The sequence below is a fragment of the Pseudomonas paraglycinae genome (assembly GCF_021601625.1).
Lineage (GTDB): Bacteria > Pseudomonadota > Gammaproteobacteria > Pseudomonadales > Pseudomonadaceae > Aquipseudomonas > Aquipseudomonas paraglycinae.
In genome coordinates, this window is the sequence record NZ_BQHR01000006.1 from 90,009 (window position 1) to 110,301 (window position 20,293).

23 protein-coding genes and 1 pseudogene are annotated in these 20,293 nt (G+C 59.5%); 9 read left to right on the top strand and 15 right to left on the bottom strand.

The annotated features are described in order from the left end of the window. Window positions 1-16: 16 nt before the first annotated feature. Window positions 17-418, top strand: a complete 402-nt coding sequence (locus L6D82_RS10825; protein WP_129972729.1) for a hypothetical protein — start codon at window positions 17-19, stop codon at window positions 416-418. Window positions 419-503: 85 nt separating this feature from the next. On the opposite strand, the gene L6D82_RS10830 is transcribed toward L6D82_RS10825, so the two are convergent. Next, window positions 504-1,811, bottom strand: a complete 1,308-nt coding sequence (locus tag L6D82_RS10830) for a PDDEXK-like family protein (protein ID WP_085746011.1) — start codon at window positions 1,809-1,811, stop codon at window positions 504-506. Window positions 1,812-1,915: 104 nt separating this feature from the next. After that, window positions 1,916-2,251, bottom strand: a complete 336-nt coding sequence (locus tag L6D82_RS10835) for a hypothetical protein (protein WP_039767351.1) — start codon at window positions 2,249-2,251, stop codon at window positions 1,916-1,918. Between the two features lie 174 nt (window positions 2,252-2,425). On the opposite strand from L6D82_RS10835, the gene L6D82_RS10840 reads away from it, so the two are divergent. Beyond that, window positions 2,426-4,105 carry a sensor domain-containing diguanylate cyclase gene (locus tag L6D82_RS10840; protein WP_236189003.1) on the top strand — a complete coding sequence of 560 codons (1,680 nt, stop codon included), beginning with the start codon at window positions 2,426-2,428 and terminating at the stop codon, window positions 4,103-4,105. A gap of 124 nt (window positions 4,106-4,229) precedes the next feature. On the opposite strand, the gene L6D82_RS10845 is transcribed toward L6D82_RS10840, so the two are convergent. Both L6D82_RS10845 and L6D82_RS10850 read right to left on the bottom strand, forming a co-directional pair. Then, window positions 4,230-4,616: a c-type cytochrome gene (locus L6D82_RS10845; protein ID WP_129972733.1), complete on the bottom strand. Its 387-nt coding sequence runs from the start codon at window positions 4,614-4,616 to the stop codon at window positions 4,230-4,232. Window positions 4,617-4,671: 55 nt separating this feature from the next. Continuing rightward, the gene (locus L6D82_RS10850; protein WP_236189005.1) at window positions 4,672-6,003 is read right to left on the bottom strand and encodes an aminotransferase-like domain-containing protein; all 1,332 of its coding nucleotides are present in this window, start codon (window positions 6,001-6,003) and stop codon (window positions 4,672-4,674) included. An 89-nt stretch (window positions 6,004-6,092) separates the two neighbouring features. On the opposite strand from L6D82_RS10850, the gene L6D82_RS10855 reads away from it, so the two are divergent. Next, on the top strand, window positions 6,093-6,986 hold the full coding sequence (locus tag L6D82_RS10855; RefSeq protein WP_085746006.1) for a DMT family transporter: 894 nt from the start codon (window positions 6,093-6,095) through the stop codon (window positions 6,984-6,986). Window positions 6,987-6,989: 3 nt separating this feature from the next. Here L6D82_RS10855 and L6D82_RS10860 read toward each other — a convergent pair whose 3' ends face one another. After that, complete coding sequence (locus tag L6D82_RS10860; RefSeq protein ID WP_102687815.1) at window positions 6,990-7,811, bottom strand: AraC family transcriptional regulator; 822 nt, start codon at window positions 7,809-7,811, stop codon at window positions 6,990-6,992. A gap of 134 nt (window positions 7,812-7,945) precedes the next feature. Between L6D82_RS10860 and L6D82_RS10865 the strand changes: the two genes are divergently transcribed. Further along, window positions 7,946-8,464 (top strand): carboxymuconolactone decarboxylase family protein, encoded by a 519-nt coding sequence (locus L6D82_RS10865; RefSeq protein ID WP_085746004.1) that lies wholly within the window; start codon window positions 7,946-7,948, stop codon window positions 8,462-8,464. A 19-nt stretch (window positions 8,465-8,483) separates the two neighbouring features. On the opposite strand, the gene L6D82_RS10870 is transcribed toward L6D82_RS10865, so the two are convergent. Next, window positions 8,484-9,929 carry a SulP family inorganic anion transporter gene (locus L6D82_RS10870; protein WP_085613247.1) on the bottom strand — a complete coding sequence of 482 codons (1,446 nt, stop codon included), beginning with the start codon at window positions 9,927-9,929 and terminating at the stop codon, window positions 8,484-8,486. 174 nt (window positions 9,930-10,103) lie between these two features. Between L6D82_RS10870 and L6D82_RS10875 the strand changes: the two genes are divergently transcribed. After that, window positions 10,104-10,403 (top strand): DUF7693 family protein, encoded by a 300-nt coding sequence (locus L6D82_RS10875; protein WP_085746267.1) that lies wholly within the window; start codon window positions 10,104-10,106, stop codon window positions 10,401-10,403. 7 nt (window positions 10,404-10,410) lie between these two features. On the opposite strand, the gene L6D82_RS10880 is transcribed toward L6D82_RS10875, so the two are convergent. Then, window positions 10,411-10,869, bottom strand: coding sequence for a GNAT family N-acetyltransferase (locus L6D82_RS10880; RefSeq protein WP_129972726.1), 459 nt, complete (start codon window positions 10,867-10,869; stop codon window positions 10,411-10,413). Window positions 10,870-10,993: 124 nt separating this feature from the next. Between L6D82_RS10880 and L6D82_RS10885 the strand changes: the two genes are divergently transcribed. After that, window positions 10,994-11,635 carry a TetR/AcrR family transcriptional regulator gene (locus tag L6D82_RS10885; RefSeq protein WP_236189117.1) on the top strand — a complete coding sequence of 214 codons (642 nt, stop codon included), beginning with the start codon at window positions 10,994-10,996 and terminating at the stop codon, window positions 11,633-11,635. A gap of 4 nt (window positions 11,636-11,639) precedes the next feature. Here L6D82_RS10885 and L6D82_RS10890 read toward each other — a convergent pair whose 3' ends face one another. From L6D82_RS10890 to ggt, 3 genes are all read right to left on the bottom strand, one after another. Next, window positions 11,640-12,653 (bottom strand): lysozyme inhibitor LprI family protein, encoded by a 1,014-nt coding sequence (locus tag L6D82_RS10890; protein ID WP_236189007.1) that lies wholly within the window; start codon window positions 12,651-12,653, stop codon window positions 11,640-11,642. Window positions 12,654-12,762: 109 nt separating this feature from the next. Continuing rightward, on the bottom strand, window positions 12,763-13,296 hold the full coding sequence (locus tag L6D82_RS10895; RefSeq protein WP_236189009.1) for a cysteine hydrolase family protein: 534 nt from the start codon (window positions 13,294-13,296) through the stop codon (window positions 12,763-12,765). A 66-nt stretch (window positions 13,297-13,362) separates the two neighbouring features. Beyond that, window positions 13,363-15,090 carry a gamma-glutamyltransferase gene (ggt, locus tag L6D82_RS10900; RefSeq protein ID WP_085746000.1) on the bottom strand — a complete coding sequence of 576 codons (1,728 nt, stop codon included), beginning with the start codon at window positions 15,088-15,090 and terminating at the stop codon, window positions 13,363-13,365. 136 nt (window positions 15,091-15,226) lie between these two features. Between ggt and L6D82_RS10905 the strand changes: the two genes are divergently transcribed. Beyond that, entirely contained in the window at window positions 15,227-15,742 is a 516-nt protein-coding gene (locus L6D82_RS10905) for a methylated-DNA--[protein]-cysteine S-methyltransferase (RefSeq protein WP_236189011.1), read from the top strand. Here L6D82_RS10905 and L6D82_RS10910 read toward each other — a convergent pair. From L6D82_RS10910 to L6D82_RS10925, 4 genes and pseudogenes are all read right to left on the bottom strand, one after another. Beyond that, the gene (locus L6D82_RS10910) at window positions 15,739-16,329 is read right to left on the bottom strand and encodes an NUDIX domain-containing protein (protein ID WP_064380653.1); all 591 of its coding nucleotides are present in this window, start codon (window positions 16,327-16,329) and stop codon (window positions 15,739-15,741) included. The genes L6D82_RS10905 and L6D82_RS10910 overlap by 4 nt on opposite strands. Before the next feature lie 144 nt (window positions 16,330-16,473). Beyond that, window positions 16,474-17,499: pseudogene (locus tag L6D82_RS10915) on the bottom strand (chitinase); the annotation flags it as partial. Between the two features lie 40 nt (window positions 17,500-17,539). Further along, complete coding sequence (locus L6D82_RS10920; RefSeq protein ID WP_102687823.1) at window positions 17,540-18,175, bottom strand: lytic polysaccharide monooxygenase auxiliary activity family 9 protein; 636 nt, start codon at window positions 18,173-18,175, stop codon at window positions 17,540-17,542. Window positions 18,176-18,398: 223 nt separating this feature from the next. Beyond that, the gene (locus tag L6D82_RS10925) at window positions 18,399-18,836 is read right to left on the bottom strand and encodes a hemerythrin domain-containing protein (RefSeq protein ID WP_007958228.1); all 438 of its coding nucleotides are present in this window, start codon (window positions 18,834-18,836) and stop codon (window positions 18,399-18,401) included. Between the two features lie 137 nt (window positions 18,837-18,973). Here L6D82_RS10925 and L6D82_RS10930 point away from each other — a divergent pair, with 137 nt between their 5' ends. Next, entirely contained in the window at window positions 18,974-19,399 is a 426-nt protein-coding gene (locus L6D82_RS10930) for a GNAT family N-acetyltransferase (RefSeq protein ID WP_102687824.1), read from the top strand. A 63-nt stretch (window positions 19,400-19,462) separates the two neighbouring features. Here the strand turns inward: L6D82_RS10930 and L6D82_RS10935 are convergent, their stop codons facing one another. Beyond that, on the bottom strand, window positions 19,463-19,813 hold the full coding sequence (locus tag L6D82_RS10935; protein ID WP_236189012.1) for a hypothetical protein: 351 nt from the start codon (window positions 19,811-19,813) through the stop codon (window positions 19,463-19,465). A 135-nt stretch (window positions 19,814-19,948) separates the two neighbouring features. Here L6D82_RS10935 and L6D82_RS10940 point away from each other — a divergent pair, with 135 nt between their 5' ends. Beyond that, the gene (locus L6D82_RS10940; RefSeq protein WP_007958215.1) at window positions 19,949-20,278 is read left to right on the top strand and encodes a DUF6388 family protein; all 330 of its coding nucleotides are present in this window, start codon (window positions 19,949-19,951) and stop codon (window positions 20,276-20,278) included. Window positions 20,279-20,293: the final 15 nt, after the last annotated feature.

Here is a 20,293-nt window from a genome sequence, read left to right on the forward strand (position 1 = left end):
CCTGGAGCACACGATCATGAAACGCCAAATCCTTCTCGGCATCGCTTTCTCGGTTCTTGCAGTCAACGCTTTTGCAGCCAAACCCGCCCACACCATGATCGCCGAAGGCGGTTCGGATCGGTTGATTGAAAGTCGTTTGGCCGAGGGTGGTTCGGATCGTTTAATCGAACGTCGTGTGGCTGAAGGTGGTGCTGATCGTTTGATCGAACGTCGCGTGGCTGAAGGTGGCGCTGATCGTTTGATCGAACGTCGCGTGGCTGAAGGTGGCGCTGATCGTCTGATCGAACGCCGCGTTGCCGAAGGTGGCGCTGATCGTCTGATCGAACGCCGTGTGGCTGAAGGTGGTTCGGATCGTCTGCAAGAACGCCGTGTGACAGAAGGTGGTGCGGATCGCCTGATCGGACGCCGCGTCGCATGAGTCAAGTGTTCCACCGCTGTACAAACATAAAGCCCGGCCTGATCAGCCGGGCTTTATGTTTCGCTACAACGGCTGTGCCTATGACTCACATACGATATTGATCAATACCCTTCTCTAAAATCTCTATCGACCTCACGAGGTGCTTTATCGACTCAACAGAGGATACATGCTTAGCAATCAAAACTCTCCGTGTGTCTGAAGAAGCAAACTTCTTCAAACCAGGAAAATCCTTATCAAAGATTGTTCGCAGTTCCAACTCACTACATTTTGAACTATCAAACTCGCTCCGACGCCAGACCAAACGCACATTAAATACCGGCGCAGACTTTGTAGAAGCTTTTGTCACGCGGTAGAGTTCAAGAAAAACCGCCCAGCTTCCACCGCTCATTACCGACTGAAATTTTGGCGGCATAAGACAAATCCAGTAACTACCCTCTTCGATACAATCCGGCGTCAGCGAAGGGATAGCTTTGATGATGCTTGGCAGCATACTGGCTACGCCACGAATATTGAGTAATCGTTCACAAACCGTTCTATTTTGCGCACGAAACAAGATTAGTTCACCAAGCACTCCATCTAAGGAATTTGCTACCCAACGTGTAATGGAATGTCCTTTCAACTCCCTTAATGCACCGATAACACTAGGATGAGCCAATACAATATCTGAAGACAGTTCCGAAATCTCCGTATTTACCGGGCTTTCCCACTTCGTTACACTTTGACAATAAGATGCCAACAACTGCGCCGATGCATTTCCCCGATCCACCTGAAACCTAGCCCTATTGGCAGAAGCTTCCAGCCATTGATAATCTAAGAGTGCCCACCGATTGCCTAGACTAGCCAAGTGTGCTTCAGAATATGCATCCAGATCTTTATCCAACACGACGAAAGCAAAATCATAGCCAGCAAATGTTTTATTTTTTCCTAACTCCCCCTTCACAGCCTGCACGTATTTATCAAGCTGTACCGAGGTCAAAGAAGATTTAACTTTATTTTCAATGGTTATCAATATCTTATTTAGCGGATCCAAAAGAAACAGGTCAAGCCTGCCACTATCGGCCCCACCGTTCGTCTTTATATGAAGTTCACGAGTTAAAAAAGCAGCACCAAAACTGGTTGTGCGTATCTTTCCGGGCGTCCACTTTGCAAAGAACTTCTTATTATCCCGAATGCAATCATCACTGGCGGCATGAGCAGCTTCAAGAAAATCTTTAATCACCGCATCACCCTGCGAATGCCCCTCATTCGGAGTCATGCACCACTCCAACATTCGGGAGTTCTGATTTTCATACAGCTTCAAAACTTCAAACATATCGTCGGTAATCTTGTTCAACTCAATTAACTTGAGCAACCGAGGATCACGTAAAAAAGAATATAACTCTTGCGCTTCCATACCTGCCCTATTCCCTTTTTTCTCATGACAAGAGCGTGTTCACATCGTAACGCTCACAAAAAGCCCGGCCTGATCAGCCGGGCTTTTTCACGTCCAACCGGTGCTTATTGCACGGTTTTCAGTTTGACCACGTCACCGGAGACCTTGGTGGTGTAGCCGCTCAGGACCCATGCCCAGAACCAGTTTTCCTGAATCTGAGTGTTGATCATGGCATCGCCGCCCTTGGCCTGGATGGCGGCCTCTTGCGCACGGACGAAACGGCTGTTCTGCCGGATCGGGATCACGCCGAACAGCATCAGGCCGGTGGCAGTGGCTTCGCTGTGGCCAATCACGGTGTATTGGCTGCTGTCGTAATGTCTGGTGTTCATCGGCGTGCCGGTGCAACCTGCCAGAACCACACCGAACAGTGCGGCGGCGACTACTTTGCTGAGGTATTTCACTGCGAGACTCCATGGGAAAACGCCCGGGATCCGTCTCTCGGGCGGCGCACACTTTACCGAACGCAGTGGCTCATTGATATCGGCCTCGGCAGACTTTCATTAAACGCCTTGCTGGCAGCCCGTCCGCGATGTCGCATACCATGGCGCCACTTCAATAAAAACAGACATTTCTCCATGCTCAAAGCCAGTCTGCGCAGCCACCTGACCCTTTGGTTTGCCGGTTTGTCTCTGCTGACGCTATTGAGCGTGGGCTTTTACGTCGGTGATATCGCCACTGAACAAATGAAACGCGCCAGCGGCAATGCGCTGCTGAGTACCGCGCGGTCGGCGGCGACGCTGCTGGGCGAGCAGTTGCGCGAGCGGCAACTGGAGGTCTATCTGCTCAGCCGGGCGCCGCATCTGGAACGCGGCGATCTGGACAATCCGGCAATTCTCAAATCGATGCAGCTGCGCACCGAAGCCCGCTCCGAATATGCGTGGATGGGGGTGACCGATGCTCAGGGGCGTGTGCATCAGGCAGTCAACGGTTTGCTGGTAGGTCAGGTCGTGCTACAGCGCCCATGGTTTCAGGCCGGTCTGCGCGGGGAATACACCGGCGATCCGCACGAAGCCGTTTTGTTGGCGAAACTGTTGCCGGGTCTGCCCAACGGCGAGCCACTGCGCTTCATCGACTTCGCCGCGCCCATCCGCAACGCCGATGGGCAGGTGATCGGTGTGCTCGGCGCCCATGCGCACTGGAGCTGGGTCACGCACATCGTCGAATCGGCAGCGATGTCGCACAAGGGGGCGGAGCCGGATATCGAAGCGCTGATCATCGATCACGACGGCAAGGTGCTGTACCCGGAAGCGCTGGTTGGTCAACAAATGCCGGCCAAGGATCAGAAGTCCCCGGGCTGGGTCGTCGGCAACGGGTACCTGACCAGCGAGGTGACTGTGCCGACGCCTACGGGCACCGCGCTGTCGTGGTCGATTGCCGTGCGTCAACCACTGGACACTGCGCTGCAACCGGCGCGACTGCTGTTTTATAAATTGCTGTTGCTGGGGGTTTTCGCCGCCGTGGCATTCGGACTGGTTGCGTATTACCTGGCGCTGTACCTGAGCCGACCCATCGAGCACCTCGCGCGTTCAGCCCAAAAAGTGCAGAACAACCAGCCTGGTGCGGACTTTCCGCTCCGGCATCCCGTGCGGGAAATTGCCCAGCTCGGCCAGTCCATCGATGCCATGACCCAGTCGCTGCTTGCCAAGGAGCGTGAGCTGCAAGAGACCAACGCTTCGCTCGAAGCCACCGTCGCCCAACGCACGGCGGCCCTGACCCTGGCCAACGCCGAGTTGCTGAACCTCGCTACCCACGATGGCTTGACCGGTGTCTACAACCGTCGCCGCTTCGACGAAAAACTCACAGAATACAGCCTGTTGTTTCGTCGTACCGGGCGGCCGTTTGCTTTGCTTCTGATTGATGCCGATCACTTCAAGCACATCAACGACACTCACGGCCATGCGGCCGGCGACGACGTACTGCAGCAACTGGCGCAGCTGATCCAGATCAGCATCCGCAGCACGGATTTCGTCGCCCGTTATGGAGGCGAAGAATTTGCGGTGCTGCTGCCGGAAATCGCCAAGCCCGATACGCCCGATATCGTCGCCGAAAAGATTCGGTCAGCGATTGCCGAGGCGACCTTTCCAGCGGCCGGCGCGGTGACGGTCAGCATCGGTGTCGGCCTGGCCGACCCGGCCGACAACGCTCCGACAGCACTGCTCAAACGTGCTGATCAACAGTTGTATCAGGCGAAAGCCGAGGGTCGTAATCGCGTAGCCTGCCAGACGTCACTCACCGAAGTTGACGGACTCGGCTGACCCGCGATTGAATCAGGTGTTGGTCTTCAATCGGGTCCAGAACCGTGTCATCAACCGGGCAATCGCTGCTGGCAGTTCTTCACAGTGAACGGGAAGTGCATTGCGCAGCTCCCGCACAGACGCTTCATTGCTGAGAAAAAGTCTGAAGATACGCCAACAAATTATCGATCTTCTCTTCATCACTCAGCCCCCAAAAGATCATCCGCGTCCCCGGCACCACGCCCTTCGGATCCTTCAGATAGTTCGTCAGCGTTTCACGATCCCAGGTCAGGCCGGAGTTTTTCATCGCGTCGGAATACACGTAATTCGCCGACGTCCCCGCCGGGCGGCCGATGATGCCGTTGAGTTCCGGGCCGAAACCCGGGCGGGCGGATTCGCCGACCTGGTGGCAGCCGCCGCACAGGCGCGGGAAGATTTTGGCGCCGGCCTCGGCGTCACCGGCAGCCAGTGCTGGCGTGCTGAGCAGGCCTGCGTTGAGGATCAGGGCGAGCGTTAATGCAGCGTTTTTCATCGGGGAATTCCAGATCTTCGGCGGCGCCAAGGGTAATCGTGCGCGGCAAGTTGCGCTACAGGTAGGCGCCCACGACCTGACGAACTTTGAGCAAGGCTTGACGCAGGACAAGCATGTCCACCGATCCCAGCGCCAGGCGAATCGCGTGCGGCACATGGGTGGACACGGTGAAGGGTTCTGCGGTGGTGACGGAAACCTGCTCGTGCATCAACTCGACCACGATGTGGTCGGCCCGCACATCTTCCGGCAGCGGCAACCAAAGGAAATACGAAGAGGGATGGCTGACGGTCGGGAGACCTTCGAGGATCTGAGCAGCCAGTGCTTGCCGGGCTTGGGCGTCGCTGCGCTTTTGTGCTTCGAGGAAGGTGACGGTGCCGTCGTCGAGCCAGCCGCAGGCGATGGCGGTCATCACGCCGGGGGTGTTCCAGGTGGTGGCGCGGATGATCCGCTCCAGCGCCGCCACCTGCTCGACCGGCGCGGCAATGAAGCCGACACGCAGGCCGGTGGCGATGTTTTTCGACAGGCCCGAAACGTAGACCGTGCGCTCCGGCGCCAGATCGGCCAACGGCGGTGGTGGGCTATCGACCAGAAAGGCGTAGGCCGCATCTTCGATGATCGTCAGATCATGCCGGTGGGCAATCGCGATCAAATCCTCGCGCTGTGCCAGAGGCATTACCCAGCCCAATGGATTGTGCAGGGTCGGCATGCTGTACACGGCACGCACCGGTCGTTGGCGGCAGAGTTTGTCGAGGGCCGCCAGATCGGGGCCCTGCTCATTGACGGGAATCGCCACCACTTCCAGGTGCAGCGCTTCGGCCAGTACTTTGAATCCGGAGTAGGTCAAGGCGTCGGCGGCGATCACATCACCGGGTTTGAGCAGCGCCATCAGCGTTACCGCCAGCCCTTGCTGGGCGCCGTTGACGATCAACACCTGCTCGGCGTCGACACTCAAACCCCGTGTTTGCAGGTGCCGCGCCACCGAGGCCCGTTCATGCTGGCGACCGGCGTGGGGCTGATAGCGCAGCAGCGCCTCGAGGTCGCCGGACAGCGCCAGTTGCCGCAACGCGGTGCGCAGCAGCTCGGCCTGCCCCGGCAATGACGGGTAGTTGAAGTTCAGATCGATCATGCCGACCGCGACGTCCTTCTGGTCAATCCCCTGCCCCGGCAACAACGACGTTTCCCGCACAAACGTGCCGCGCCCGGCTTCGCCGCTGACCAGGCCCATGGCCTCAAGCTCGGCGTATACGCGCGAGGCGGTGACCAGCGCCAGCCCTTCGTTCGCTGCCAGTTGCCGGTGAGTCGGTAAGCGAGTGCCGGGCAAAAGGCGACCGGAGCGAATGTCGGCGGCATAGGTGTCGACGAGGGTCTTGTAACGGGAGCGCGGCATGTCGGGCTGTATCCATGACAATTCTTTGATTGTGCTGATTCTCGTCCCTAGGATTGTTTCAACGCAACCCACCACTGAGCGCAATGCGTATGGAACGAACCACCCAACTCGGCACCCCGGCCCTGGAAAAAACCAGCGGCTGGATCAATGGCTTTATCGGCGTCGTGATCTTCAGCGGCTCGCTGCCTGCCACGCGGCTGGCGGTGCTGGAATTCGACCCGGTGTTTCTCACCGTCATCCGCGCGACCATCGCCGGCGCCCTGGCGTTGTGCCTGTTGTGGCTGTTTCGCGAACGGCGTCCGGCGCGGGATCAGTGGTTGTCGTTGCTGATCGTCGCGCTGGGCGTGGTTGTGGGTTTCCCGTTGTTAACGGCCCTGGCGCTGCAATACGTGACGTCGGCGCATTCCATTGTGTTTGTAGGGCTGCTGCCGCTGGCGACGGCGATTTTCGGCGTGCTGCGCGGCGGTGAGCGGCCGCGTCCGGTGTTCTGGATTTTTTCGGTGCTGGGCAGTTCGCTGGTGGTCGGTTTTGCTATCTCACAAGGCCTGACCGCCTCGCCCACCGGTGATCTGCTGATGCTGGCAGCGATCCTCGCCTGCGGCCTCGGTTACGCCGAAGGCGCAAAACTGTCGCGCACCCTCGGCGGCTGGCAGGTGATCTGTTGGGCGCTGGTACTGTCGTTGCCGGTGATGGCCGTGCTGAGCGTATGGCTGGCGCCCGCCTCGTTCAGCGGTATCAGCGTGTCGGCGTGGGTTTGCCTCGCGTACGTTTCGCTGTTCAGCATGCTGATCGGTTTTGTGTTCTGGTATCGCGGGCTGGCTCAGGGCGGGATTGCGGCGGTCGGGCAGCTGCAATTGCTGCAGCCGTTTTTCGGCCTGGCACTGGCCGCGACCTTGCTGCATGAACATGTCAGCGTGAGCATGCTGGTGGTGACGCTGGGGGTGATCCTGTGCGTGGCCGGGGCGAAGAAATTCGCCAAATAGTTTTCAGCTCGCGCCGGATTTCCATTCTCGCGGGCTGAGTCCGGTCTTGCGCCGAAACGCCCGGGCCAGCGCCGACGGACTTTCATAACCGACCTCTTCGGCGATCAACGCAATCGGCCGTCCCTCACGCAGGCGTTTCTGCGCGAGGCTGATCCGCCAGCTCACCAGATAATCCACCGGCGTCTGCCCCACCACCCGCCGGAAGTGTTCGGCGAAACCGGCGCGGGACAGATTGGCGGCACTCGCCAGCTCGGCGACACTCCAGGCCTTGGCCGGCTGGTCGTGCATCAGGTTCAAGGCTCGGGAAATCTTCGGATCGGCCAGCCCGGCCATCATGCCCGGCTGCTGGTTGCGACTGCTGATTAAATGGCGCAACAACAGAATCACCAGCAATTCGAACAATCGGTCCATCACCGCTTCGCGCCCGCAGTGTCCGTCGAAAGCTTCTTTGAACAGCCACTCCAGGGTGTTGGCCATTTCCGGGAGGTCGGCGAGTTTCAGCACCAGATAATCCGGCAGCGCTGCCGCCAAAGCATTGCCCGCACCGCCGTCGAAGGTCAGCGAAGCGCACACCAGTTGCGTGCCCATGCCTTCATCGGCGAACAAGCGATGGGCCATGGGACGGGGGAAAAAGATCAGGGTCGGTTCGTTGAGCGAAATTTCAGGATCACTCCCGGGTTTGAGCAACAGCTCCCCCGCCTGCAACAGGTGCACATGCCCGCACACCTGATCGCCGCCGTAGGCGCTCACCCCGCAGAACGTGCCGCTGTGGAAGGTGCCGGCATTGACGCCGAAGTGGCTGAGCAACGTAGAAAGGCGATCCATGACTGATTCTCGCAAGGACAGGTTTGGACGATCTGTCGCATATCCTCGACGATTTGCACCCAAAGCACCAGCCGCGCTCCGTAGCATTCACTCCATCCCCGGCGCACTTCGCACCGGAATTTCGGAGAATCACCATGAGCCGCATCGCCCCTCTCAGCCTCGAAACCGCCACCGACGCCACTCGCCCGACACTCGAAGGCGTGCAGAAAAAAATCGGCTTCCTGCCCAACCTGTTCAAGACCCTCGCCGTCGCACCTGTCGCGCTGGATGCCTACGTGCAAATCTCCGCCACTCTGGGCAAGACCTCACTGAGCGCCAAGGAAAAAGAGGCGGTGTATCTGGCCACCTCGCAAGTCAACGGTTGCGACTATTGCCTGGCGGCGCACACCCTGTTCGCCAGCAAGGCCGGGCTGGCAGCAGAAGAAATCATCGAAGCGCGTCACGGTCGGTTGAATGCTTTTGCCACCCTCGCCCATCAACTGACCGAAACCCGTGGTCATCTGAACGATGAGCAGATTGCCGCCGCCCGCGCTGCCGGCATCGACGACAAGAAGATCATCGAAGTGATCGCCGTCGTCGCCGCGCAAACCCTCACCAACTACCTGAACAACGTGGCGCTGACCGATATCGACTTCCCCGCCATCGATGCCTGACCAGTGATCGGGGTCGATCTCAGTCGTGATCGACCCCGGCGCGTTTCAGCAACTTCTTGCAGCGCTCGGACAGATGAAACACCTGCAACTGCTTGCCCGCCTTGGCATAGCGTTCGCGCAGGGTTTTCAGCGCGGCGATGGCCGAGTAATCGACAAAGCTCAGGTGCCGGCAATCCAGCGTCACCCGTTGCGGGTCACTGGCCGGGTCGAACTGATTGAGGAACGGCGTGGTCGAGGCAAAGAACAGCGTACCGTGCAGGCGATAGAGTTTGCTGCCGTCCGCTTCCAGATGTTCATCTGCGTACAGCTCGCGCGCTTGCTGCCAGGCAAAATTCAGCGCGGCAATGATGATCCCGCACAGCACCGCCGTGGCCAGATCGGTGAACACCGTGATGGTGGTTACCGCGATGATCACCAGCACATCGTTGAGCGGCACTTTGTTCAGCACCCGCAACGAGGCCCAGGCAAACGTCTGCTGCGACACCACGAACATCACGCCCACCAGCGCCGCCAGCGGAATCCGCTCGATCAGCGGCGACAGAAACAGAATGAACAGCAGAATCAAAACCCCGGCCACCACCCCGGACAAACGCCCGCGCCCGCCGGAACTGAGGTTGATCACGGTCTGACCGATCATCGCGCAACCACCCATGCCGCCGAAGGCACCGGAGACTACGTTTGCCGCACCCAACGCCACGCATTCGCGATCCGGATAGCCACGGGTTTCGGTGATTTCGTCGGTGAGGTTGAGGGTCAGCAGGGTTTCCAGCAGGCCGACCAGCGCCATCAGAATCGCGTAAGGCGCGATGATGCGCAGGGTGTCCAGCGTCCACGGGATGTCCGGCAGCGCGAAGGTCGGCAAGCCGCCGGCGATGTGCGCCATGTCGCCGAGGGTGCGGGTCGGCAGGCCGAGCAGGTAAACCAGCAAACCGACGCCGAGAATCGCCACCAGCGCCGGCGGCACGGCGCGGGTCAGGCGCGGCAATATATATACGATGGCCATGGTCAGCAGCACCAGCCCGGTCATCAGGTACAACGGCGTGCCGCTGAGCCACTGTTCACCGCTCTTGAAATGCTCCAGTTGCGCCAGCGCGATGATGATCGCCAGACCGTTGACGAACCCGAGCATCACCGGGTGCGGCACCATGCGCACCAGTTTGCCCAGCCGCAGCAGCCCGAACGCCATCATGATCAAGCCACCGAGCAACACCGTCGCTAACAGATATTGCACACCGTGTTGCACCACCAACGCGACGATCACCACCGCCATCGAACCGGCCGCTCCGGACACCATGCCCGGCCGGCCACCGAACAGCGCGGTCAGCGTGCAAATGATGAAGGCGCCGTACAGGCCCATCAGCGGATTGAGGTGGGCCACCAGCGCAAACGCAATGCATTCGGGCAACAGGGCAAACGAGGTGGTGAGTCCGGCCAGGACATCGGCGCGCAGACGAATCGGTTTCATGGCTTACCTGACAGAGCGGCCGACAGGCGCGGCCGCATGCATTGGCGCAAAAGAGCGCCGCGGAAAAAGAGGGTTGCGGATGTTACGCAAATGCACCGGCGTGGGCTAGCAATCGCTGACAGGAACGGGTTGGCGCTCTATGCTTGCGCGCTTCATCGATCAACGGGTTTGAACATGTCACCGCTATCCACTCGCGAAGTCTGCCAGCGCTTGCGCGATGCGGCGTTGGAGGTTTGCGCGCTACAGCGTATTGCGCAGGAATCCGGGCCCGGCCAGATCTCGGTCGAGATCGACGGCTGGCAGCTGTTGCTCGACTTTGACGGTCAGCGCCTGCACCACTGCCTGCAATGCCGCTGCCCGGAAGATCGGGTGTGGCGACTCGACACGACTCAGCGTTTCGGCACCGACCCGGTCAGCCTGCTCAGCACCTGGGAGCTGGCGCAGATCGAGCGGTTGCTGGCTCAGGTCGGCTGAGACCGGATCACCCCTGCCGCAAGTCCAGCAGGTAGGTGTAATAGCCAGTGTCACGTATCCAACCGAGTGATTCGTACAAACCCTGGGCTGTGAAATTGTCGGTGGCGGTTTCCAGCACCAGGCCCTTGGCGCCGGTTTCGATGGCAAAGTCGCGGGCGGTGTTCATCAATAATCGCCCCACTCCACGGCCCCGGGCGGCTGGCGTAGTGAACAGATCGCTGAGCAGCCAGGTGCGATGGGCGTCTATCGAAGAAAACGTCGGGTATAGCTGGACGAATCCAAGCGCCTCACCGCTTTCATCCTCAACCAGAAAAATCGCCGATTCATTGCCGGCCATGCGTTCGGCGATGAAGGCCCGCGATTGCTTGAGATTTGACGGCTGGCCATAAAAACCGCGATAGCCGTCGAACAGCTTCGCCACCGCGTCGAGGTGAATCGTCGTGGCGCGCAGTGCCTGAAGGGTCATTGTCACTTTCCTGAGGTTACTGAAATTGAAACCAGCATAGCGCTGAGGAGCGAGTTCGCTGGCTTAATCGCTATATAGTTTTGTATATTGCGAACCCGAAATGGCCAGACCCTCCATGCCGTCCATGAGTAGCATCCGCGCACGCAACCAGCAACTGATCCTGGCCGCCGCCAGTGAAGAATTCGCCGCCAACGGCTTCGACGCGACCCAGACCCGCGACATCGCCGCCCGCGCCGGTGTGCCCAAGGCCAATCTTTATTACTACTTCCAGAGCAAGGAAAACCTCTACGGCAAAGTGCTGCTCGGCTTTGTCGAACCGTTGCTGGAAGCCTCGGCGGTGCTGCGCGAAAGCGACGACCCACTGATTGGCCTGCGCGCCTACGTTTCCGCCCGCATCCGCATCGCCCGCGAGCATCCGGCAATCGCCAAGGTTTTCAGTGGTGAGTTGCTGCTCGGCGGCAGCCAGTTGCCCGACGAATGCCGCGACCTGCTGCACGGCGAAGCCCGGCGCAATGTCGAGTGCCTGCGCAGCTGGATCGACCGCGGGCTGCTGGCGCCGGTGGATCCCGAGCATCTGATGCTGTTTATCTGGTCGGCGACGCGCACCTATACCAACATTGGCTGGCAGATGGGGCGCATCACCGGACGGGAGGTGCCGCAGGATGAGGATTATGCGGTGGCGGCGGAGACGATTACGCGGTTGGTGCTGGAGGGGGTAGTGGCACCGCGGGCGGGGGAAATCCGCGGCGTACTGTTTGCGACTTGAAGCGTCAGGGCATGAAATCCAGCGGCAGCGCTGCTTCACCTGACCTTTGCTTGTACCAGGCCTGCATGTTGTCGGGCAATCGCGCCTTCCATTCCGGCACGTTGGTGTAGTAACGGACACGGGAATTCCCCTTGCCGTCGTAGGCCATCAGCATCACCCAAAACCGACTGTCTGGGGCGCTCATGAAAATCGCCGTCCCTCCTATACCACGCATCCACATTTCCACAACCTGACCGTCCGGCACATCGGCACCGGGTTCGCCGATCATCATTGAACCGGATGTTTCCACCAGCACCTGGTAGTCAGCGCTAAGTAATGCGTGCAACGTCGCGTTGTCCTGAGACGAACGGGCGAAACCAAGGCTGAGTAAATCGTATTCGATCTTCAATGGTTGCCCGGAAGCCACATAGCGACCGGCGTAGGAAACCCCCATTCCCCCACCGCAGGCGGCGTCGGAACCATCCTGAACAACGTTCAGAATGCCGTTGATCGCGGTAAAGCTCAGCGCACATTCACCTTCAGCGTAATCGGCCTGGTTACCCTTCAGCACAGCCACGCCCTCCAGATCGCCCGAGTTACCGCCCTCTGCCGCCGAAATATCGAAAGCGATATGCCCGGCGTCGCGTTGCAGGGTATTGATTTCGGCGGCTGTCGAGGGACCATCAGGGATGAGCTGCCACGTGGCGTTCCAGTCAAAAGGTTTGGCGGCGTATTCGAGCTCGGCAATTCGCATCAGATAATTGCGGCGCAGACAGGCCAGCTGCTGGTCGCAGCCATTGCGGCTTTTCAGCCACATCCGCTGATCAGCCTTGAGGGCTTTGGGATCGGCAACTTTGGCCAGCGTCGAACGCCAGACTGCAGCCAGTTTGTCATCGAGCCCCGAGAGATGCGGGTCGGCACAAACGACTTTCTCAACCGGGCTGGAAGCGCCAGCACAGTCGAAACTGGCAGCGTGGGACGTGGTAGCAAATACGAGACACGTCAGCAGCAAGGCGTGACGGAGATTGAAAGCGAGCATCGACAGATTCCATTCCTGAGGCGGCGGCAGTATGCCGGGCCCGGGCTATCGATGCTCTGGATTTTTCACTGGTTGTTGGCGCACAACCGGGCTCTCGCGCAAGAAAGAGTCAGAATGTGATCCCGGCCGCCGGCTTCACATCGATCCGCGCCACGGAACCGGTCAGGTGCGCCCAGTCCTTGTTGTGTTCGGCGATGATGTCTTCGGCGCTCATGTTGCCGTTGTCGATGGTGGAGTGCGCATCGGCCGCCAGTTCCACGTCGTAGCCCAGTTGATGGGCCTGACGCACGGTGGCGTTGACGCAGTAATCGGTTTGCAGGCCGCAGATCACCAGGCGGTCGAAGTCTTCGCGGGGGATCAGTTTCTGCAGATTGGTCTGGTAGAACGAGTCGTTGGCAGTCTTGTCGACGCGCAGATCGCCGGGCGCGGTGGCCAGGCCGTCAGCCAGTTGCCAGCCCTCGGCACCGTGGGCGAACGGGCTGTCCTTTTCGTTGTGCTGAATCAGCACCACCGGCACACCCGATTGACGCGCGCGGGCGCTGAGGCCGTTGATGGTATCGATCACCCGTTTGATGTCGTGGCATTCGTATTCGCCTGTGCACAGGGCGCGCTGGACATCGATGATCAGCAATGCGGTGGTCATGGTGAGCCTTCCTTGATCGGTCCTTGAGACAGGGGCGGACGTGTGCCCGCCCCCTTTTTACTCTGCTCAGTAACCCAATGACAACCCGGTGTTGCGCCGTGGATCGTTGGCGCCGTAGAAGCGGTTCTTGCCGACCGGTTTACCACCCAGCGACGGTGCACCGACCAGAATCGCGGCGATGTGGTTGGCGTCCTGCGGGCCCGCAAACTTGTGACCCCAGCTCTCGAGAATCTTCTTCGTGTCGGGGCTGGCGGCGAAGTCTTCGAGGTTGGTTTCCTCCGGCATCCACTGCTGGTGGAAACGCGGCGCGTCGACCGCTTCCTGCAGGCCCATGCCGTAGTCGATGACGTTGAGCATGGTCAGCAGGGTCGCGGTGATGATGCGACTGCCACCCGGCGTACCGACCACCATCACCACTTTGCCGTCCTTGGTGACGATGGTCGGGCTCATCGAAGACAGCGGCGCCTTGCCGGGAGCGATGGCGTTGGCTTCGCCCTGCACCAGGCCGTACATGTTCGGCACGCCGACCTTGGAGGTGAAGTCGTCCATTTCATCGTTGAGGATCACCCCGGTCTTGCTCGCCATCACGCCCGCGCCGAACCAGTCGTTGAGGGTGTAGGTGACCGATACAGCGTTGCCCCACTTGTCGACGATCGAATAGTGCGTGGTGTTGCTACCTTCATGGGGCGCGACGCCGGGTTTGAGTTCCGCCGACACACCGGCCTTCTGCGGCTGGATCGCGTTACGCAGCTTGGTCGCGTAGTTCTTGTCCAGCAGGTGTTCGATCGGATTCTTCACGAAATCCGGGTCGCCCAGATAGCTGTTGCGATCCACGTACGCATGGCGCATTGCCTCGATCTGGTAGTGCATGCCCTGAGCCGAATGGAAGCCCAGATCCTTCATCGGATAGCCTTCGAGGATGTTCATGATCTGGCAGATCACGACGCCGCCGGAGCTTGGCGGCGGTGCGGACACAACGTGATAGCCGCGATAGTCGCACTCCACCGGGGCCAGTTCACGGGTCTTGTACTTGTCGAGATCGGCCTGGGTGATGATGCCCTTGTTGGCCTGACTGGACGTGACGATGGCGTCGGCCACCCAGCCTTTATAGAAACCGTCGGCGCCTTTTTCGGAAATGGTGCGCAGGGTTTTGCCCAGGTCCTTCTGCACCAGTTTCTGCCCGACTTGCATCGGCTCACCGTTGCTCAGGAAGATCGCACCGGAATCCTTGATGTCCTTCTTGAACACGTCAGTGGCGTATTCCAGCAGCTCGACGTCGCCCTGCTCCAGTTCGAACCCGTCTTCGGCCAGTTTGATGGCCGGGGCGATCATTTCCTTGCGCGGTTTGGTGCCGTACTTGCTCAGCGCCAGCTCCATGCCGGACACAGTGCCCGGAACGCCGACCGCGAGGTGGCCACGGGTACTCAGGTCCGGAATGACGTTGCCGTCCTTGTCGAGGTACATGTTGGCCGTCGCGGCCAGCGGGGCTTTTTCGCGGAAGTCGAGGAAGGTCTTGCGCCCGTCCGCCAGTTGAATGGTCATGAAACCACCACCACCGAGGTTGCCCGCCGCCGGGTAAACCACCGCCAGTGCATAGCCCACGGCGACCGCCGCATCCACCGCGTTGCCGCCACTTTTCAACACGTCGACACCCACGTGAGTGGCCAGGTGCTGGGCGGTGACCACCATGCCGTTTTCGGCAGCAACCGGGGCAACCGAGGCGGCGTGGGCCATGAGGCAGCTGAGCGCCAATGAGGTCGCAATCAGCGATTTGGCAAAAGGTTCGTACTTCATGAGTCGGTCTCTTCTTTTTATAAGGTAGGAAAGCGCTTCAAGAGCATCAGCCAGTATGGTCGCGATTACGGTTTGCGCCTCCCCGATCCGGCAGTATGCTGGGCGCAGTTTTCGACCCCGTCCCGGAGTTTTCCCCATGGCCTACACGTTCATCACCCTGCCCTCGCCCGTCGGCGCGTTGAAGCTGGTCGCGAACGGCTCACGTCTGGCCGCCATCCTCTGGGAAAACGACAAACCGAACCGGGTGCGACTGGGACCGATGAGCGAAGCACCGGACAATCCGGTGTTGATGAAAACCGCGCGACAGCTGGAAGAATATTTTGCAGGAACGCGAAACGCGTTCGATCTGGAGCTGGACTTTGCCGGCACCGAGTTCCAGAAAAAGGTCTGGGCCGCGCTGCTGACCATTCCGTTTGGCGAAACCCGCACCTACAGCCAGATCGCCGAACAGATCGGCCACCCGAGTGCGGTGCGCGCCGTCGGCGCGGCGAACGGGCGCAATCCGATCTCGATCATTGCGCCGTGCCATCGGGTCATCGGCGCCTCAGGCAAACTGACCGGTTTTGCCGGAGGCCTGGAAGCCAAGGAGCGTCTGCTGACCCTGGAAGGTGGCCAGTGGTCAGACATCGGTAAAACCGGTGACTTGTTCTAACCGCCAAACAGGTTATTCATCGCCGCATACTGCAACAGCATGATGGTCTTGGCATCGCAGATTTCACCCCGCTGGAACGCCGCCAGCGCGTCGTCGAAACGCCACTCCAGCACTTCAAGTTCTTCTGTTTCCTCTTCCAGACCGCCCCCTTCACTGACCTTTGACGAAGCATCGTACTCGGCAATGAAAAAGTGCAACTTCTCGGTCACCGAACCCGGACTCATGTAAGCCTCGAACACCTTCTTCACGTCATGCACGCGATAACCGGTTTCCTCCTCCGCCTCGTCGCGTATGCGCTGCTCCGGCGCCGCGCCTTCGAGCAGTCCGGCCGCCACTTCAATCAGCAAACCGTCGTGACCGTTGACGAACACCGGCAGGCGGAACTGCCGGGTCAGCACCACGGTGCGTTGCTCGCGGTTGAACAGCAGGATCGCCGCGCCATTGCCACGGTCGTAGACCTCGCGCGTCTGACGCTGCCAGTCACCGTTGTTACGGTGATAGTCGAAGGTGATTTTCTTGAGCAGATACCAGTCGTGGGACAACACCTGGGTATCGACGATGTTGACCCGCTCGGCTGTGTTGGACATGACGCCTGATCCTTTTTTGTCATCGGAAGATGGCCATGGTAGGTGAAATGATGCGAACCGCCGACGAAAAAAAAGCCCGGCAGCGCTACCGGGCTTTTCCTTCATTGACTACTGATGAGCCACGTTTACCGTTGCTGCATCAGCGCCCTGGGCCGCAGACGGCGCCCCGTGAATCAGCGGTCCATAACGCCGACTGAATTCCCAGCTGTACGGCACGCGATCCTTGCTGGTGCCATTGTCCCAGTTCACCGACCAGGTCATCAGGCCCTTGATCGGATGCCCTTTGACCGCCAGGCGTTTCATCGCGTTGCCGACCACGGTCTTGTCGATCACATAACCGGTGGCAGCGGCATCGACGTTGGACGGCAGGCCGATGACGAACTTGTCTGCCGGGATCCTGGTGAAGCCGCGAGTACCGGTCACCAGGCTCTCGGTCAGGTAATAGAGGAAGTCCTCTTTCATCGCGTCGTTGTTCTGGGCGATCCACGCCCCGTTGCCGTTATTGGCTTCCGGCACCCAGACCCCGTCGCCACCCTGGTTGTAGAACTGCGGAGCGATGAAGTCGTAGTAGCCTTCCAGCGCCTGCAGGTAACCGACGTATTTGCCGGAGGCGGTCAGGTACGGAAACTCCGGTGCCATGCTGATGATGAAATGTTTGCCCTGGCCTGCGTAGTGATCCTTGACCAGTTTCAGCGCGGCCGGCAGGACGGTCTTGTTGGCAGCGAAATCAATCGCGCTCTGTTCAAGATCGATGTCCAGGCCGTCGAAGCCGTAGGTTTCCACCAGACGGATGATTTCATTGGCCAGCGGTTGCTCCTGACCAGCGCGCAACTCGATGTGCGCATCGGCACCGCCCAGGGAAATCAGCACGGCCCGCCCCTGACTGTTGAGCACGCCGACCTGACGGCGGAACTCGGCATCGGAAACGTTGAACGGCTTGAAGGTCGGTATCCCGCTGCCCTTCATGAAGGCCACCGCGACCACGTTGTATTCCTTCGGCACGTTTTCCAGGGCGATGTTGGCGAACTGACCGCGCTGGTAACCGTCGCTCGGGCCGGCCGGCCAGTTGTGCCAGAAGCCCATGAGGATCTTCTTGCCGGCAAGGCTTGGCATCAGCGACGCCGCGTCGCTGGCCTGGTTTTTCATTAGGGTGAAGTCGATGTTTGACATGTTCTAATCCTTCAGAACGTGTGGGTTTGACGTTGCGGGCTTATTTGAAGTCCACATCGAAGGCCTGATAGAAGGCGTTGCCGGTGTTGGCGACGATCCACATCAGGACGATGACGTGATGACCCTGCTTGTTGTCCGGAAGTTTCACGGCGTGGTTGACCTTGGCTTTCAATTCCGCCGAATGACTGTAGTACGGCACTTGCGGATAGAAATCCTCGGCGAACGGTTGCGCCTCCAGTTGCGCTCGGCTGATGCGTTGTTTCGGGTCCCAGCCATCCTTGGTGATCAGCCAGCGATAACCGCGGGTGGTGTGCGGCGCGGTGTACTCCCACTTGACCTCAAGGGTCTGACCGGGGGTGACATTGAGCAGCGGCCAGGAGAACGGACGCCCGAGTTTCTTGCTCATTTCTTCTGCGGTGAAGTTCACACAGTCACGTGCGTCGTTCTTGCCGCCACTGAGAATATAGCCGTCAGCCGGCGGTACGACGCTCGGGTTGTCGCTTTCGAACGGCGCCGGGAACGGACCGGCCGCGAGTGCCGGGAAGTTCTTGCCGCCTTCCATTTCATTGACCTGCCAGCCGCCGAGCAATCCTTGCTCGATGGCCACCGCGCCGCGGCTTGCAGGGGAAATGACGCGACCGTGTCGCAGTTGGGTTTGAGCTTGTGGTTGGTTCATGTTTTTCACTCCGTTGATTTAAGAACTCTCCTGTCCGAGGAGAGGCCTTCAAGCTAACGGAGGGGGATTTTTTGTCCATCGGCGGTTTTGTCGCAGTCTGCCTCGACGAAACTCGAAAAACGCCGAAAACACTGTATATAAACACAGTACATTGCGACGACGCTCACCCGTCGCATGGCAAAAAGACTACACCGCGTCATTACAAAAACCTGCATTCACCGGCTCAGGGAAGCTGCGCCTCGAACTCCTTTTGATACTGCCCGGCGAGCTGTTCCTTTTGCTTGTCGTCGAGCAGCTTGCCGGCCATCTGGAAGAATTTCTGCTCCTCTTCCTGCAGGTGGTGATGGACCTTCTCCGAGAGCTTTTTCGCCGTGGCCAGCCAGGCCGGGCTGGACATCTCGGTCTCGTCGAGCTCTTCCATCATTTCGTCCATTTCATGGTGCTCGGCGATGGCATGGCGGCTGAGGTCGACACCGTTGTCGAACTCCATCAGCGGGATATAGAAATGGCGCTCTTCGGCCGTTTCGTGAGCCTGAAGCTCAGCCTTGAGTTGCTTGTAGGCCTCGACCCTTTCCGGGGTGTCACCGCTGGTCTTGATCAACGATTTCGCGTAGGTCCGCTGACGATCGTGGCTTTCACGCAGGGCTTCGAAAATGTTCATGGAATCTCCCAGGCAAACGCGTTCCGGATGGACGCCCTAAAGGGCTAGACCCCGGCGCAGCAGCGACGGTTCCAAGCGATTGCTTCAATCGGCTGCGGCGCGCTAGGCTGCCGATTCATTACTACAAGGAAGACAACATGACGTTGCGGATCGAGCTGTCACAGGACCCTACCGAAGAACAGCGCGCAGCCATCCTGGCGCCCCTGCGTGCCCACAACATCGCCAAAGCCGGGCCTTCGCTGTACGAACCGGTCGCGTTGCTGGTGCGCAACGATAACGACGCGATCCTTGGTGGCCTTTATGGGCACACGTTCTATCGGTGGCTGTTTATCGAGTTGCTGGCGGTGCCGGAAGAAGGCCGGGGACAGGGCATCGGCTCGAAGCTGATGAACATGGTCGAGGAATTCGCTCGGGAAAAAGACTGCGTGGGGATCTGGCTCGATACCTTTGATTTTCAGGCGCCCGGGTTCTACAAAAAACTGGGGTATACCGAGTGTGGCGAGATTGTGGATTATCCGCTGGGGCACAAGCGGCACTTCTTCCAGAAGCGTTTGATTGATTGAATTCAGCGACCCTCGCCCGCAGGCTGGCGAGGGTCGCGTAGCGTCAACGCATTCAGCCGCCCGTTACAGACAGGTCGCCAGCGCCGCCAAGCGGCGCTGGGCCACAAAATCATCCTTCTGCGCGTAGTAATTCAAAACCGTGCCGGACGCATCCGCGGTCAAGTCGACAAACGACTCCGCCGAGCGCGTATAGACCGTCGAACCGCCCTTCTTGCCCGGTTGCAGATACGCCGCCGCGTCTACACCGAACACCGCTTCGTCCTGCCAGGCGAATTGCACGCACTGGGCCACGACTTTTTCGGGTTTGTCCGAATTCAGGGTCTTGTAAGGGGTTTGCGTGCGGGCGTCTTCCATCGCCGAACCCGCGCAACCGGCCAGCAGGGTTGCCGCCAGCGCTACCATCAGCATTCGCATTGCATTCGCTCATTCGGAAAAAAGCGGACTGTATCACCGCAACGCCAAAAATCGTTCTGCTTTACTGCATTTAGAGCGCGACACATGCCGGCCGCTGCGGCACATTAACGGTCATCAGCCTTACAAGGAAAGCCCATGGCGCCTACTGACCAGCGACACGAACAGGCCCTGAAACTGTTTCTCGATGCGCGCCCGGAACTGCGCGAAGCCCTTGACCACCTCAACCCGCTGCTGGCCCAGGCCAAGGGCGAAACCCAGGCGCAGTACCGCGAAGAACGTCTGCACGAAGCCTTCGAAGCCGAGGCCGAAAGCCAGGGTTTGTTCGCCTGGGAACTGACGCTGCAACTCACCGCCGCGACGCCCGAGGAGTATCAGGCGCAACGCCTGGAAGTGCATCGCGAAGTGGCGGAAATGGCCGGCATGGACTGGCTGGAATATTGCGATCTGTATGGCATAGAACCGTAAACCCCGCTCAAGGAC